This is a genomic window from Spirosoma oryzicola (assembly GCF_021233055.1).
Classification (GTDB): Bacteria; Bacteroidota; Bacteroidia; order Cytophagales; family Spirosomataceae; genus Spirosoma; species Spirosoma oryzicola.
This window is the reverse complement of sequence record NZ_CP089538.1, coordinates 3,436,567-3,450,005: the sequence shown is the minus strand read 5'-3', so window position 1 is coordinate 3,450,005 and position 13,439 is coordinate 3,436,567. Positions and strand designations below refer to the sequence as shown.

General features: G+C 50.2%; 13 protein-coding genes. 8 read left to right on the top strand and 5 right to left on the bottom strand.

The window, feature by feature from the left end; genetic code table 11:
* Window positions 1–80: 80 nt before the first annotated feature.
* Window positions 81–533, bottom strand: a complete 453-nt coding sequence (locus tag LQ777_RS14640) for a GNAT family N-acetyltransferase (RefSeq protein ID WP_232558671.1) — start codon at window positions 531–533, stop codon at window positions 81–83.
* Window positions 534–601: 68 nt separating this feature from the next.
* Entirely contained in the window at window positions 602–1,639 is a 1,038-nt protein-coding gene (locus tag LQ777_RS14635; protein WP_232558670.1) for an RluA family pseudouridine synthase, read from the bottom strand.
* Between the two features lie 74 nt (window positions 1,640–1,713).
* Between LQ777_RS14635 and LQ777_RS14630 the strand changes: the two genes are divergently transcribed.
* On the top strand, window positions 1,714–2,637 hold the full coding sequence (locus LQ777_RS14630) for a 1-aminocyclopropane-1-carboxylate deaminase/D-cysteine desulfhydrase (RefSeq protein ID WP_232558669.1): 924 nt from the start codon (window positions 1,714–1,716) through the stop codon (window positions 2,635–2,637).
* Between the two features lie 10 nt (window positions 2,638–2,647).
* Here the strand turns inward: LQ777_RS14630 and LQ777_RS14625 are convergent, their stop codons facing one another.
* On the bottom strand, window positions 2,648–3,601 hold the full coding sequence (locus LQ777_RS14625; RefSeq protein ID WP_232558668.1) for an L-threonylcarbamoyladenylate synthase: 954 nt from the start codon (window positions 3,599–3,601) through the stop codon (window positions 2,648–2,650).
* A gap of 56 nt (window positions 3,602–3,657) precedes the next feature.
* On the opposite strand from LQ777_RS14625, the gene LQ777_RS14620 reads away from it, so the two are divergent.
* The gene (locus LQ777_RS14620) at window positions 3,658–3,825 is read left to right on the top strand and encodes a hypothetical protein (protein WP_232562906.1); all 168 of its coding nucleotides are present in this window, start codon (window positions 3,658–3,660) and stop codon (window positions 3,823–3,825) included.
* An 83-nt stretch (window positions 3,826–3,908) separates the two neighbouring features.
* Here the strand turns inward: LQ777_RS14620 and LQ777_RS14615 are convergent, their stop codons facing one another.
* A complete protein-coding gene (locus LQ777_RS14615; RefSeq protein ID WP_232558667.1) occupies window positions 3,909–4,382 on the bottom strand; it encodes an FKBP-type peptidyl-prolyl cis-trans isomerase in 474 nt (157 codons plus the stop codon).
* A gap of 291 nt (window positions 4,383–4,673) precedes the next feature.
* Here LQ777_RS14615 and LQ777_RS14610 point away from each other — a divergent pair, with 291 nt between their 5' ends.
* From LQ777_RS14610 to LQ777_RS14585, 6 genes are all read left to right on the top strand, one after another.
* Window positions 4,674–5,270, top strand: coding sequence for a fasciclin domain-containing protein (locus tag LQ777_RS14610; protein ID WP_232558666.1), 597 nt, complete (start codon window positions 4,674–4,676; stop codon window positions 5,268–5,270).
* A 159-nt stretch (window positions 5,271–5,429) separates the two neighbouring features.
* The gene (locus LQ777_RS14605; protein ID WP_232558665.1) at window positions 5,430–5,675 is read left to right on the top strand and encodes a hypothetical protein; all 246 of its coding nucleotides are present in this window, start codon (window positions 5,430–5,432) and stop codon (window positions 5,673–5,675) included.
* A 135-nt stretch (window positions 5,676–5,810) separates the two neighbouring features.
* Complete coding sequence (locus LQ777_RS14600) at window positions 5,811–7,022, top strand: L,D-transpeptidase family protein (RefSeq protein WP_232558664.1); 1,212 nt, start codon at window positions 5,811–5,813, stop codon at window positions 7,020–7,022.
* A gap of 118 nt (window positions 7,023–7,140) precedes the next feature.
* Window positions 7,141–7,686, top strand: coding sequence for a hypothetical protein (locus LQ777_RS14595; protein WP_232558663.1), 546 nt, complete (start codon window positions 7,141–7,143; stop codon window positions 7,684–7,686).
* Window positions 7,687–7,867: 181 nt separating this feature from the next.
* On the top strand, window positions 7,868–9,262 hold the full coding sequence (locus tag LQ777_RS14590) for a vanadium-dependent haloperoxidase (RefSeq protein ID WP_232558662.1): 1,395 nt from the start codon (window positions 7,868–7,870) through the stop codon (window positions 9,260–9,262).
* A 284-nt stretch (window positions 9,263–9,546) separates the two neighbouring features.
* Window positions 9,547–12,972, top strand: coding sequence for an ATP-binding response regulator (locus LQ777_RS14585; RefSeq protein ID WP_341871357.1), 3,426 nt, complete (start codon window positions 9,547–9,549; stop codon window positions 12,970–12,972).
* Between the two features lie 46 nt (window positions 12,973–13,018).
* On the opposite strand, the gene LQ777_RS14580 is transcribed toward LQ777_RS14585, so the two are convergent.
* Window positions 13,019–13,276, bottom strand: a complete 258-nt coding sequence (locus tag LQ777_RS14580; RefSeq protein ID WP_232558661.1) for a hypothetical protein — start codon at window positions 13,274–13,276, stop codon at window positions 13,019–13,021.
* Window positions 13,277–13,439 lie beyond the last annotated feature (163 nt).

Below are 13,439 nucleotides of genomic sequence, written 5' to 3'. Positions count from 1 at the left end.
GTTTTTTTGTGATGGGGCAGGGCGTATGGAGCCGGGACTTTTAGAAACCGGCTCCATACGCCCTGGTTTATGCGTATTGACTAAAAATCCAGATGGCAGTTGGTCCATCCATCATCGAACCGGGTTCCGAACTGCTGATAAAAACCGATGGCGGGCTTATTCCAGTCCAGAACCTGCCACATCATACCGGTACAATGCGTCTCGCGGGCCATCTCGATAGTCGCGTCTAAGAGCAGCTTCCCAATGCCGTACCCCCGGAAGTCTTCGGTAACGATAATGTCTTCCAGATAAAGCCGCTTGCCTTTCCAGGTCGAGTACCGGAAATAATACAACGCGATACCAACGATTTTCTGACTTTCAGATTCTTCGGCGACAAGCAGTCCGAAGAGCGGGTTTGCGCCAAAACCGTCGTCGGCCATCTGCTCGGCGGTGTTCGAGACCTGATCAGCGGCTAATTCGTAAACGGCAAGTTCGGTAACTAAGGCAAAAGCCTGCGGAACGTCGGCACGGGTGCCGGGGCGGATAGAAATCATGGAGGAAGTGTGCGTGAAAGGTGATGGGTACTTGTTTTAAGAATGCGTGAACACGCTAAGTTAATGCCTCAGTCTTCATCAACCATCATTTTCTTCCGCCATTTATCGAGTACAGACCGAAAATCGTCGGGAAGTTCGGAGGTGAACTGAAGCCACTCGTGGGTGCGGGGGTGAATGAAGCCAAGCGACTTTGCGTGTAAGGCTTGTCGGGGCAGCAACTTAAACCCATTCTCGACAAAGGCTTTGTAACTGCCAACCGGATTGCCCCGCAGAATGCGGTCGCCCCCGTACATTGCGTCGTTAAACAGCGGATGGCCGATGTGTTTCATGTGCGCCCGGATCTGGTGCGTGCGACCTGTTTCCAGATTACACTGAACCAGTGCGACGTATTGCAATTGTTCCAGCGTCTTGTAATGCGTGACAGCCCATTTGCCTTTGGTTTCGTCGTCGTAAATCACCTGTACCTTGCGGTCTTTCACGCTCCGGCCAATGTAACCCGTAATGGTGCCGTCGGTTGGATTAGGCAGACCCCAGACGAGTGCGTTATAGGTCCGTTCGATGCTGTGATCAAAAAATTGCCGGGCCAGGTGAGTCATGGCGTATTCGGTTTTGGCGATGACCATTAGCCCCGACGTGTCTTTGTCGATGCGGTGAACCAAACCGGGTCTAATGTTTCCATTCCGGGATGTGGGGAGATTCTGAAAGTGATACACCAGGGCGTTGACCAGCGTACCGTCCCAGTTGCCGTGAGCAGGGTGTACGACCATACCCGCCGGTTTATTGAGGACTAACAGCTCGTCATCTTCAAAAACGATGTTGAGCGGAATGTTTTCCGGCTTAATATCGGTGTCGCGGGGCGGGTGGGGCAACGAGATCGTAATGACATCCGCCGGTTTGATCTTGTAGCTGGCCTTCGTGATTCGACCGTTCACGCGGACCGATTCAACGTCGATAGCCGCCTGAATTTTGGTACGCGTCGCATTCTGTAGCCGATCCATCAAGAACCGATCAATGCGCAACAAACTCTGGCCTTTATCAACCACAATGCGGTGATGTTCGTATAATTCGTCGTCTTCGGGTAAGTCGTCTTCCGTTTCCGCTACCATTTTCTCAGATTTGCAGTCATGCCGGGGAGTAAAGCGTATTGCTCTCCGGCGATTAACCCACAAAAATACGGATTATGGACGAACTTGCCCGGCAACTGTCGCAATTAGCTGGTAACTCGCCGGTGCAACTGCTTTCCGACCCATTTCCTGAACCCGTTGGTATTCGGTTGCTGCTGAAACGTGACGACTTGCTGCATCCGCTGGTATCGGGCAATAAATGGCGTAAGCTAAAATACAACCTGCTCGAAGCGCGAAAGCAAGGCTTCGACACCTTGCTGACCTTTGGTGGAGCGTATTCAAATCATTTGTACGCGACCGCTGCTGCCGGAAACGTGTTCGGATTCAAGACGATTGGTGTTGTACGCGGGGAGGAGCTAGCCAATGTACCCCGAAATCCTACGCTGCTGTTCTGCGAATCGTGCGGTATGGACGTGCAGTTTGTCAGTCGTGCGGAGTACCGACGGAAAGAGGAACCCGATTACCTGCTCAGCCTGACAGATCGCTTTGGCCCCTGCTATGTGTTGCCTGAGGGTGGAACGAATGAGTTGGCGATGCGCGGTGCGTCAGAAATCATGCCGGAACTGATTGCTCAATTGGGAAATGGCCCCGACTACGTTTGCTGTTCGGTTGGCACGGGCGGTACGGTCGGCGGACTGGTTCAATCGGCCCCATCCGAAACAACTGTAGTTGGGTTTCTGGCGCTCAACGCATCCGACTTTCGATTGCCTTTTGAGAGAGAAACCCACCTAAATTTCCGTCTGGATAATCAATACGCCTTCGGGGGGTATGCGCGTACAACACCCGACCTGCTTTACTTTATCCGGCAATTTGAACGAAAGACAGGTGTGCTACTGGAACAGGTCTACACCGGAAAGATGCTGTATGGCATTTACGACCTGGCTCGGCAAGGCTTTTTTCCCGAAGGTGCAGCCGTTGTGGCTATTCACACGGGTGGGCTACAAGGCCGCAGCCTGGAACTGGACCGCTCCGAAAAATAAGCGCCGGAGATCAGGGTTGTACAGCCGCCCGGCGAAGGCGGTCGTTCATCGCCCAGCCCAATCCCTGGTTCGGAAGCGGTTCGGCATAGATCATTTCTACGGGTAAACTGTCCAGAGTACGCAGGTGGGCAAACAGGTTTTTAGCCGCTTCGTTCAAATCGCCGGTGGGCGATAGCACGCGTTGGTGATCGGGCTGAATCCCACCAAACGGTTCGCGAAACACCAATGCGCCCGCTTTATCGTGGAATGGCGGTGTTTCGCCGGGTTGCAGCAGCACCAGCGGTTTGCGCGGAGCATAATGACTGCTCAGCATACCGGGTGCTTTGGGGTTCGAGGTCGAATGCGTTCGTACCGCGACCGGGCCAATAACGCGCTCAATCTGTTCCAGCGCCATGCCACCCAGCCGAAATACGGTAGCGGTGTTGTTTTCGAAGCCGATAATCGTTGATTCCAATCCGACACTCGCCGGACCTCCGTCCAGAATGTACGGTACCTGATCGCCTAGCTGATCGGCAACGTGCTGAGCCGTAGTCGGACTGATGTAACCAAACGGATTGGCACTCGGGGCCGCCAGTGGAAAATCAAGCGAACGGAGCAGACCGAGCGTAAGCGGATGATTAGGAATGCGGACAGCAACAGTCGGTAAGCCAGACGTGACCAGATCCGGAATCCGGTCGTGGCGGGGCAGGAGCAGGGTTAACGGGCCTGGCCAAAAGGTTTCCGCCAGCAACCGTGCCGGTTCGGGAATGTCGGTAACAAACTGTTCGACCTTGATCAGTGAGTCGGTATGCACAATAAGTGGGTCGAAGGCTGGCCGGTTCTTGACCCGAAAAATGGTCAGTACGGCGTCGGGATTGAGGGCATTACCGGCTAATCCGTAAACCGTTTCGGTTGGAATGCCAACCACATTGCCTGCTTCTAAAAACTGGGTTGCTACGTGAATATCCGTGCCAATCTGCGTCATAATCGCAAAATTACGAATATTTTGGGCAGATACCTTTGCTGACGAAACAGACTATAATGACTGGAATCGTAACTATCTTTGTCGAAAAAAGGACAGCCATGAATGAGCGGTTTAAAGTATGGCTTAAGCGCGTTGGTTGGCTGGGCTTCTTGTTTTTTCTGATCAAAGGGCTGCTCTGGCTCCTGATCCCGTACCTGATAGCCAAAGGCGTTTTTTCGAAATAAACCGCTTGGCGTATTCGGTTTATGACAAGTCAGGCAGCTCTTAATCGGTGCCTAAACCCATCATAAACCGAGTACCTTACTGATTAATGGTGATGATGGCCGCCTGGACCGTGAACGTGGCCATGAGCCAGCTCTTCGTCAGTGGCGTCGCGAACGTCGATCACTTCCACATCAAAATGAAGATTCTGGTCGGCCAGCGGGTGGTTCCCATCAACCGTAACGGAGTCTGGACTTACGTTCGTCACCGTGATGAGTTCGCCCTGATTGGTTTCAAACTGCATCCCGACTTCTACTTTTTGTCCACCAAAAGCTTTGATGGGCACTTCCTGAATAAGCTGAGGATTCCGTTTGCCGTAGCCTTTTTCGGGGGCTACATCTATTTTTGCTTTATCGCCTTTTACTTTTCCTTCCAAGCCTTCTTCCATACCAGGAATGAGATTCCCCTTGCCATGAAGGTAATAGAGCGGATCATTGCCCTGGCTCGAATCCAGGACGTTTCCCGCGTCATCACTGAGCGTATAATGGATGGCGGCTACTTTGTGTTTCGATATTTGCATGGTAATAAGCGTTACCGGTTGATTTAAGATAGGAAACAACCGAAAGGCAAAATTGGCTTTTCTCCTTTAAAATATTTTAGTCGTCGGCAATAATTAGTAACTGGCCCTGTAAACCGGCTGAAACTTCGCTGATCAATTTTACCGTATAAGTCCTTTAACTCGTTTTAAGAACGATAAACTACCGCTTACGAAATATTTGGTGATGGAGTTCGTTTCCCTCAAACCGGTGTGTGTGGCATTGGGACTTGTTCGGTAGAACAGGTCAGGTTTATTCACCATCAATACTCGACTATGACTACGAAACCTTGTTTCGGCTGGGCGATTGCTTTCGCTCTACTCATCGGAGCCAATGGAATGGCGCTGGCTCAAGACCAAAATGCAGCGGTTCAGTCTGCTTCGGCAAGCAACATGGGTATGCCTGGAAGCGCCCTCAAATCGGGTGTGTCGACCGGGAAAGATTTAGCCATTAGTGCAGCCAAATCGGCTGATCACACGATTCTGTTCCGGGCGTTGCGGGTGTCGGGTTTAACCGAACAAGCGAGTAGTAAGGGTCCATACACCGTTTTTGCGCCGACCAACGACGCGTTCAGCAAACTACCCTCGGGTACGGTCGATGAACTGATGAAGCCAGCGGCAAAAGCAAAACTGACTAAGCTGCTCGCGTATCATGTCGTGAAAGGCAAGCTGACTTCCAGTCAACTACAGGACGGGCAGAAGCTTAAGACGGTAACCGGCGGTACATTGACCGTGGGCAAACAAGGTGATACGGTAACCATTACCGACGGAGCTGGCAATACGGCCACCGTCAATGCCGCTGATATTGAAACAACCAACGGTATTGTTCATTCGGTAGACACGGTATTGATGCCTGCTCAGGGCGGAAAATAAACCGCTGATATCGTTAACAATAGGCATAATCCGCTGATTCGGCTGTCGAGTTAGCGGATTATGTGTTTATAGACAAGCCGAACAATATCAGTAACCGGTGGTTATCTCAATGAAAAGAGGCTGTTAGCAACAGCCACAAAACCCTGAAAGGAGGATGTTATGGAAAGTGAAGACAAAGAAAATCTGATTCGCGCAAAACAGGCTATTTCACCCGCCGGTTTGGGTGACCAATCCGTCGAAGGAACCAGCGGACCGGGCAGCGAAATAGACCCTGAAGAACTTGCTCCCGATGCGTTGGAAGATGAGTATATGGACGGTGATGAGCCCGCTGCAAACGTGCACATGATGCACCCAAACCGCAATCCGAATCCAAAACCAGATATCGATAAGCCGCCCTATAGTTAACGAATAGGATTAACGAAATGTAGGACGCCCTCATCAGATACTCTGGCGAGGGCGTTTTCTATGTTAACGAACAAACGCCCTCGATAACCTAAAGGGACGTTTTCGAGTTTTTAAAGAAAGCTACACTCAACGAAAATGGATACACGTAAAATTTGGATTGGCGTGGCCGTATTGGCCGGATTAGTGGTCTTGTTTTTTGTCGGTCGTGAGGTGATCTCCTGGCAAAAGGGCAAGCGTGAAGAAACAAACAATCGTGAACAGGCTATCCGCAACCTGAGCTTGGCGAAGCAAAATCTTCATCAGATTTGTCGATATGCCGATTCGGTAGGGATTGACACGAGCCGCTACGCAATTACGCCGTCGGTTACCCGAGAAGAGGTTGCTGATAAGATCGCGCAACTGATGATGGAAGTTCGATACGGGAAAAAACCATCGCGGGTCGTTTTCAGCGGACTTCCCGAAGCAATTGATTCGTCGTGGGTTGGGAAAGCTGATACCGTATTTTTCCGATCATTGTTGGGGAATACGTCCTTCGCTCCCTACAACCAGTTAGTAGGTCATTATAACCGGTTGCGTAATCTGGCCAAAACAAATCCGGCGGTTGCCGATTCGCTTCGGTTGATCCGCCAGACGCTGAACTTTTACCGCTACATTAACCGCTTTGAACCCGAACGGTTTGTGGTTGTAAATATACCCGCTGGCGAGTTAAACGTGTTTGATCAGAGCGGAAAACGGTTTGTACCGATGAAGGTGGTTGCCGGTAAAAAAGACAAACGCACGCCGTGCATGACAACCTACATCAAGGATATCGTGGCGTACCCTTACTGGAACGTGCCAAAGAGCATTGTCACCAAAGAAATGCTGCCGAAGATTCAGAAAGATGTAGCGTTTCTGTATAATCAAAACCTGGAAGTGCTCGACAGCCGAAACCGCGTGGTAGATCCTGAAGAGGTGGACTGGGAAAGCCTTTCCGAGACGAACTTCCCGTATCGTATCCGGCAGGCATCCGGCTGTGACAACGCGCTGGGGCTGATTAAGTTTGATCTGGAAAATCCATTAGCCATTTACCTGCACGATACCAATGGCCGCGATATTTTTACCGTCACCAACGACCGCTGGCGCAGTCATGGCTGCGTGCGGGTACAAAAACCGGTTGAATTGGCCAACTTCGTACTCGGTAAAGAAACGTTCGATGCTGGTTTTATGAACCGTTGCCTGATCGATCAGAAGCCGCAGACGCTCTCGATTCCCAAGCGCTTTCCCGTTTTTATCACTTACAATATTGCTGACGTCGATGCGGCTGGGAAACTGCGTTTTTACAACGATGTGTACGAGTTAGGCAAATAAATGAACTCAGTGGATGCGCTTCTGTAAAAAAGCAGCAGGTATCCAGCTAGCAAATGGCATCGATTTTGTTGCGGCTCTTGTGTGCCTATGAATGTATAATCGGTGACAATTGCAGCGCGTGAGAAAAGTAGTTTCGATAAGTCTTTTTATTTTGCTGCTCTGGCACGTGTTGGCTTATGTCGTCACGTCTGTTGGGACGTGGAAGCAGCAAGAGAATGACTTATCGAAACGCTTGTCGGTTTATCGGTCGGTAGACAGCCTTGTCGAGTTTTACGTACCCTTGTCAGATTCAACGGATCAGACCGTACTTACTCGCATTACCCAGCAGGGGTTTACTCACCACGGGCAATACTACGCTGTTGTCAGCTTAGCGTTAAACAATGATACGCTGTACATTGCTGGATTAGAATCGGATAATCATTCGTTCTGGCAGGATGATCTACTGACATTTCTGAATCCGCATTTATCGACTGGACCAGAAACGAACCGTAAGGCCAGTCAGTTACTCAAGTTGTTGCTTAAGGAATATTCTCCGGGTTCCCGCATTGTACTCTATTTTTTGAACTTCTCCTGGCGGGAATCTACGGCAATTTCCATTGCCCCCTTTATGTACTCGACTCGCTCTGAGCCAACCTATTCGCTCCCTCCCGAGCGGGTAATCTGATCAAACTTCTTGTGGTTTTTCGTCAACTGGCTGGCTACTGCTTCAGTAGGTAGAAACAGATTGTCTACTGTGGCTTTGCTGTTTGACGTAATGGGGCTGTGTTTCACGAGTTAAACTCGTTGGCAGGCAGTCTATATGTGCGTAAAAGTCAAACCATCGAACTTGTATTTACTAAAACCGTATGAGTAATTTTTATGGCCGTTTTCTGAACCGGTACGCCAAAAGGTACATCGGCTATGTAGTTGGTGTTGTTTTGGGTGGCTTGCTCTGGGCTTGTCAACCCCGTAATGAGGTGATAAAGCCCAGCGCTGATGCGTCAACAGTCGATGCGTCGGTAGCCCTTCAGTGGATGGATTTATTCTTAAAAATTGAGCAGTATGCGCCTGGCTATCGGCCACCCGTTGCGGCTCGAACCTTGGGTTATATCGGTCTGGCGGCTTACGAAACCATCGTTCCCGCGTCGGCTACCTATCAGTCTATAGCCACCAAACTTCCTGGTTTGTCGGTACCTACAATTGACGCAGGAAAATCGTACCGGTGGGATATAGCGTTGAATGAAGTTTACTATCTGACGATGAAAGGGTTCTTTCCCCATATTACCGATGTCGACAAAGCAAAGATAGAGAATCTGTACAAAAGCCTGCTGACGAATGCCGTTGGTACTCCCGACGAACTTGACCGGTCAAAGCAATTCGGTCAGGCTGTAGCGACAGCGGTACTTGCTTATGCTAAAACCGATGTTGCGGGCGATGCAGCTTATCTACGCAATCAGCCTAGCGATTATGTTCCCCCGGCAGGTGTTGGCAAATGGCTTCCCACGGCTCCTGATTACAGCCGGGCTTTATTGCCTTACTGGGGTAAAGTAAGAACGTTTGTTGCGAGTGATGCTGACAAACTGGCGAAGCCTCCATTGGCGTACAGTACCAACGTAACCTCGACTTTATTTGCCCAGGGACTCGAAATCTATTCGGCCACAACGCCCCTGTCCAAGGAACAGCAGTGGATTGGCGAGTTTTGGAGTGACGACATTTATAAGCTGACGTTTGAACCGGCCGGGCGCTGGCTGGCCATTGCGCAGCAGGTTGTGCGTGAGGAACGGGCGTCTTTAGAAAAAGCTGTGTATACGTACGCTAAAGTAGGGATCGGTCTTAGCGATATTGGGGTAGCCTGCTGGAATTCGAAATACGTATACAATATCGAACGGCCTATTACTTATATCCGCCGGACGATTGATCCGACCTGGCGAACCCGATTAAATAATCCGATCACGATTCTGGAAGGTATTACGCCACCGTTTCCGGCTTACCCTTCCGGCCATTCGTGCTTTGGGGCCGTAGCTGCCGAAGTTTTAACGGACATATACGGCGCTACCTACGCTATGACTGATCATTGTCACGAGGGACGTACCGAATTTAACGGGACGCCACGAAGCTACAACAGCTTTTACGAAATGGCTCAGGAAAATGCTTACTCGCGCGTGCTTCTGGGCGTACACTATCGTATGGACTGCGAAGAAGGGTTGCGGATGGGCTATTCTATTGGCCGAAAAGTGAATCAGTTGGCCTGGAAAAAGTAGAATTTTAGTTGTAATTGAGCAACAGTGCTTTACACTTGTGTCAGGATATCGTCAATCGGTATCCTGACTGAGCGGGGTGTTGACAAGTGAAGCGAGTACGTATTGTCCGCATAAAGTAGTACTTTTAAGCCCTTTATACTTGTTTATTTACTTGCTTGTAAGGCGCGCAACGGTATTGTGTTACTTCGTATAGCCTAGGATCGATCGGATCAAACTAGCGTATTAGACCAACCTGTATAAAATGAATTATCGACATACTACGAGCAAATACTAGAAAACCGACAGTGAATAAGACCGAATCAACGGAGCAGTTTCTAGGCGGTGGCGGTGAAATGGGAAAGTTGATCCGTTCAATGGACTGGTCGCAAACACCCCTGGGACCCGTTTCTTCCTGGCCACAAAGCCTACGTACTTCCGTTAGCTTGTGTCTTTCCTCAACATTCCCCATCCTTATTGCCTGGGGTCCCGAAACGATCCAGATTTACAACGATAGCTACCGTCCGATTTGTGGGGCCAAACATCCGGAATCGATGGGGCAGAACTTCCGTATCTGTTGGGAAACAGCTTTGCCCGTCGTTGGCGATGCATTCACCCGTGGGCAGCAGGGAGAAGGAACCTACATCAAAGACCAGCGGATGTTTTTGGATCGGAATGGCTATCTCGAAGAAGCCTTCATGACCTTCTCGTTCGCTCCGATTCGCGATGAATCCGGGGAAGTAGGAGGGATTTTCCACCCGATTACCGAAACGACCGACAAGATGCTTAGCGCTCGTCGGACGCAGGCTTTACGTGACATTGCTGCGGCAACCGGGCAGGTAAAAACCAATGAGGAGATCTATAGTAATATAACAGCTACGCAGTCAGACGCAGCTCTCGACTTACCTTTCCTGTTATTCTACGAGTTTCAGAACGGAGGAACGGTAGGAACGCTTGTTCAGGCAGCGGGCTTGTCGAGTGCCCCCACGTCCCAACAACTCGATGTTGCGGCTACAAACTGGATAGCTGAATGGCCCAAGACGCTTATTATCAATGAGCTGAATAACAGTTTAGGCGTTTTAGAGGGAGGTCCTTACCCGGAACCCACTCATACTGCGGTTGTCTTACCCATTTACATTTCAAATAAGGCCGAGCCGTTCGGTTTTCTGATCGCTGGGGTTAGTCCACGACGGGAGCTCGATATCGACTATTTGAACTTTTATGAACTGCTGGGTAATACGATCAATACGGCGTTTTCGAACGTATATGCCTATCAGGAAGAACAAAAAAGGGCCGAGGCACTCGCTGCTATCGATCAGGCGAAAACGGCTTTCTTTAGCAATATCAGTCACGAGTTTCGGACGCCATTAACGCTGATTCTTGGTCCGCTGGAGGAGCTTTTGCAGGATGCATCGTTCCAGGCATCCGCCTACAAAGAACCGGTTGAATCAACGCACCGGAACGCGCTTCGTCTGCTCAAGCTTGTGAATAACCTGCTGGATTTCAGTCGGATTGAAGCAGGACGCGTAAAAGCCAGCTATCGCCCCCTCGATCTGGTCGGTCTGACTACGGACCTGGCCAGTAGTTTCCGTTCCCTCATTGAAAAAGCGGGTCTGAGCTTTGTAGTCGACTGTCAGCCTCTCACGTCCGTCGCGTATGTTGATGCGGAAATGTGGGAAAAAATTGTACTCAACCTGCTTTCAAACGCGTTTAAGTACACCTTGCAAGGGGCGATAACAATTCAACTGAGACAGGAACAGGACACCGTTGTACTGACTGTTATCGACACCGGAGTCGGCATTCCTGAGCGCGAAATTCCGCACATGTTCGAACGGTTTCACCGGGTAGAAAATGCGGGTGGTCGGACGCACGAGGGCACCGGTATTGGCCTCTCGTTGGTTAGCGAGTTGGTCCGTCTGCACCACGGCGTAATCTCGGTAAATAGTGCAGAGGGCAAGGGAAGTACATTCACCGTACGTATTCCCTTAGGAAAAACCCATCTGCTTCCCAGTCAGATCATTGAAGAAAAGCACCAAAAAGGGTTGACCAAACTGGCCGATAGTTTTATTCAGGAGGCCAGTACCATGATGACCAGCACAGAATCACCCGTATCGCAATCGGAATTGCCAGCCGAGGACGAAGAGGTAGATAAGTCTATACGGATTTTGGTCGTTGACGATAATGCGGACATGCGGGCTTATCTGGTACGCCTGCTTACTCCTTATTTCACCGTTCGGACGGCGGTCAACGGGGCCGACGCACTGGCGCAGCTGACGAATTATGTGCCGCAGTTGATTCTGAGTGACATTATGATGCCGGTGATGGATGGCAAAGAATTGCTGAGCCGGATCAAAGACAACCCCGCTACGACACATATTCCTTTGGTTTTCCTGTCGGCGCGGGCCGGACAGGAAGCCAGAATCGACGGACTCGAAGCAGGTGCTGACGATTATTTGGTAAAACCCTTTTCGGCCAAAGAACTATTAACAAAGATTCGGGCGCAGGTCGCGATTTCGCAGTCGCGTCGGCAGGCTGAAAACCGCCTGAGCAGTCTGGTGCAGCAGGCTCCAGTCGCTATGATGCTTGTGAAAGGGGATCAACTCGTAATTGAGTTGATCAATCAGGCCATGCTCGCGTTGCTGGATCGGGATACGGACATTGTGGGCCAACCCTTACTTACGGCTCTGCCTGAACTGGATGGACAGTCGGTGGCCGACCAGTTTCGTGAGGTATATAAAACCGGGAAATCTACTTACGGCTGGGCTGTAGAGGTACCCGTAACACGAGATGGACAGCTGGAAACGGGGTATTTCAACATTACATTCGCTCCTTATTACGAAGGGGATACCATCGCAGGCGTGCTGGAAGTGTGCACCGAAGTAACCGATCTGATTCGGGCAAGCCGGGCACTGGAAGCCAGCGAACAGCGGTATCGTCAGTTGTCGGCTGAACTAGACCAGCAGGTTCAGCAGCGCACCGAGCAATTACAGGCGTCTATCCAGGATTTGCAGCGCTCTAATGACAACCTGCAACAGTTCGCCTACATTGCTTCGCATGACTTGCAGGAGCCTTTACGAAAAATCCAGTCTTTCGGGGATTTGCTGAAAAATAAATACACGGATCAACTCGGTGATGGGACTGCTTACCTGGAACGGATGCAGTTCGGGGCTAATCGAATGTCGCTGCTCATCAAAGATCTGCTTGCCTTTTCCCGGATTTCGACTCGCCAGGATGCCTCTGCGCCGGTATCGTTGAACAGCGTGCTTAAAATGGTGCTGACGGATTTAGAGCTGACCATCCAGGAAACAGGGGCCGTCATAGAAGTCGGGCCATTACCAACGATCATGGGCGACAAATCGCAACTAGGCCAGCTGTTTCAGAACTTAGTGAGCAACGCGCTTAAGTTTCGCCAGGTTGATCGGACGCCCCACATTCAGATCAGCGCTCAAACGGTATCCGCTCTGGAAATGTCTTCGTTGGCAAGACCGACTCGGATGGCGTCCGCTTACACCCGCATCGATGTTGCTGACAATGGAATTGGTTTTGATGAGAAGTATCTGGATCGCATTTTTCAGGTTTTCCAACGACTGCACAGCAAAAGCCAATATCCAGGAACGGGAATCGGATTGGCCATCTGCGAAAAAGTGGCAATCAATCACGGGGGAGCCATTACTGCTGTCAGTACACCGAAACAAGGTACCACATTTCAGGTCTACTTTCCCATGCTATGGTAAACTTGGCAGGATACTGATAGCGTCCGGTCCTGGCTCTGCTCGGTAGCTACGCGAGGATTGCCTGAGCAGCGATATTGCCTTCATCGATGGGATTCAGGCTAACCGGATTAATATGCAAGTTCTTGACTTCTTTCAGATTGATTGAATAGGAATTCTCCGATTCGGCCCGACGAAAGCAGTGTTCTAGCAAAAAGAGTTTTGATTCAAGGGCCGTTACTTGATGAAGAGTAAGCGTTTTTTTGGTTAACGAAAACGAGCCGTTGAAATTTAACTCGTCCTTATCAACAATCATGCGAATAGTCATTTCCTGATTACTTAGCTAGCGAATGTATCTTATGTCAGATGTCGCATTCGTGCTGGACTGAATGCTGTTTTAAGACGGAGAAAGATGAATTAGGTATCGCATGATTTATGGACTTTCTTTCGTGGAATTGCCGATGGATCTAGTGGGGTAGTTGTTTCAGCCA

Excerpts from the sequence above, each read along its gene's own strand:
- LQ777_RS14610 (WP_232558666.1), top strand. The coding sequence starts at position 4,674 with ATGACTACGAAACCTTGTTTCGGCTGGGCGATTGCTTTCGCTCTACTC.
- LQ777_RS14630 (WP_232558669.1), top strand. The coding sequence starts at position 1,714 with ATGGACGAACTTGCCCGGCAACTGTCGCAATTAGCTGGTAACTCGCCG.
- LQ777_RS14615 (WP_232558667.1), bottom strand. The coding sequence starts at position 4,382 with ATGCAAATATCGAAACACAAAGTAGCCGCCATCCATTATACGCTCAGT.
- LQ777_RS14590 (WP_232558662.1), top strand. The coding sequence starts at position 7,868 with ATGAGTAATTTTTATGGCCGTTTTCTGAACCGGTACGCCAAAAGGTAC.
- LQ777_RS14605 (WP_232558665.1), top strand. The coding sequence starts at position 5,430 with ATGGAAAGTGAAGACAAAGAAAATCTGATTCGCGCAAAACAGGCTATT.
- LQ777_RS14580 (WP_232558661.1), bottom strand. The coding sequence starts at position 13,276 with ATGACTATTCGCATGATTGTTGATAAGGACGAGTTAAATTTCAACGGC.
- LQ777_RS14635 (WP_232558670.1), bottom strand. The coding sequence starts at position 1,639 with ATGGTAGCGGAAACGGAAGACGACTTACCCGAAGACGACGAATTATAC.
- LQ777_RS14600 (WP_232558664.1), top strand. The coding sequence starts at position 5,811 with ATGGATACACGTAAAATTTGGATTGGCGTGGCCGTATTGGCCGGATTA.
- LQ777_RS14640 (WP_232558671.1), bottom strand. The coding sequence starts at position 533 with ATGATTTCTATCCGCCCCGGCACCCGTGCCGACGTTCCGCAGGCTTTT.
- LQ777_RS14625 (WP_232558668.1), bottom strand. The coding sequence starts at position 3,601 with ATGACGCAGATTGGCACGGATATTCACGTAGCAACCCAGTTTTTAGAA.
- LQ777_RS14620 (WP_232562906.1), top strand. The coding sequence starts at position 3,658 with ATGACTGGAATCGTAACTATCTTTGTCGAAAAAAGGACAGCCATGAAT.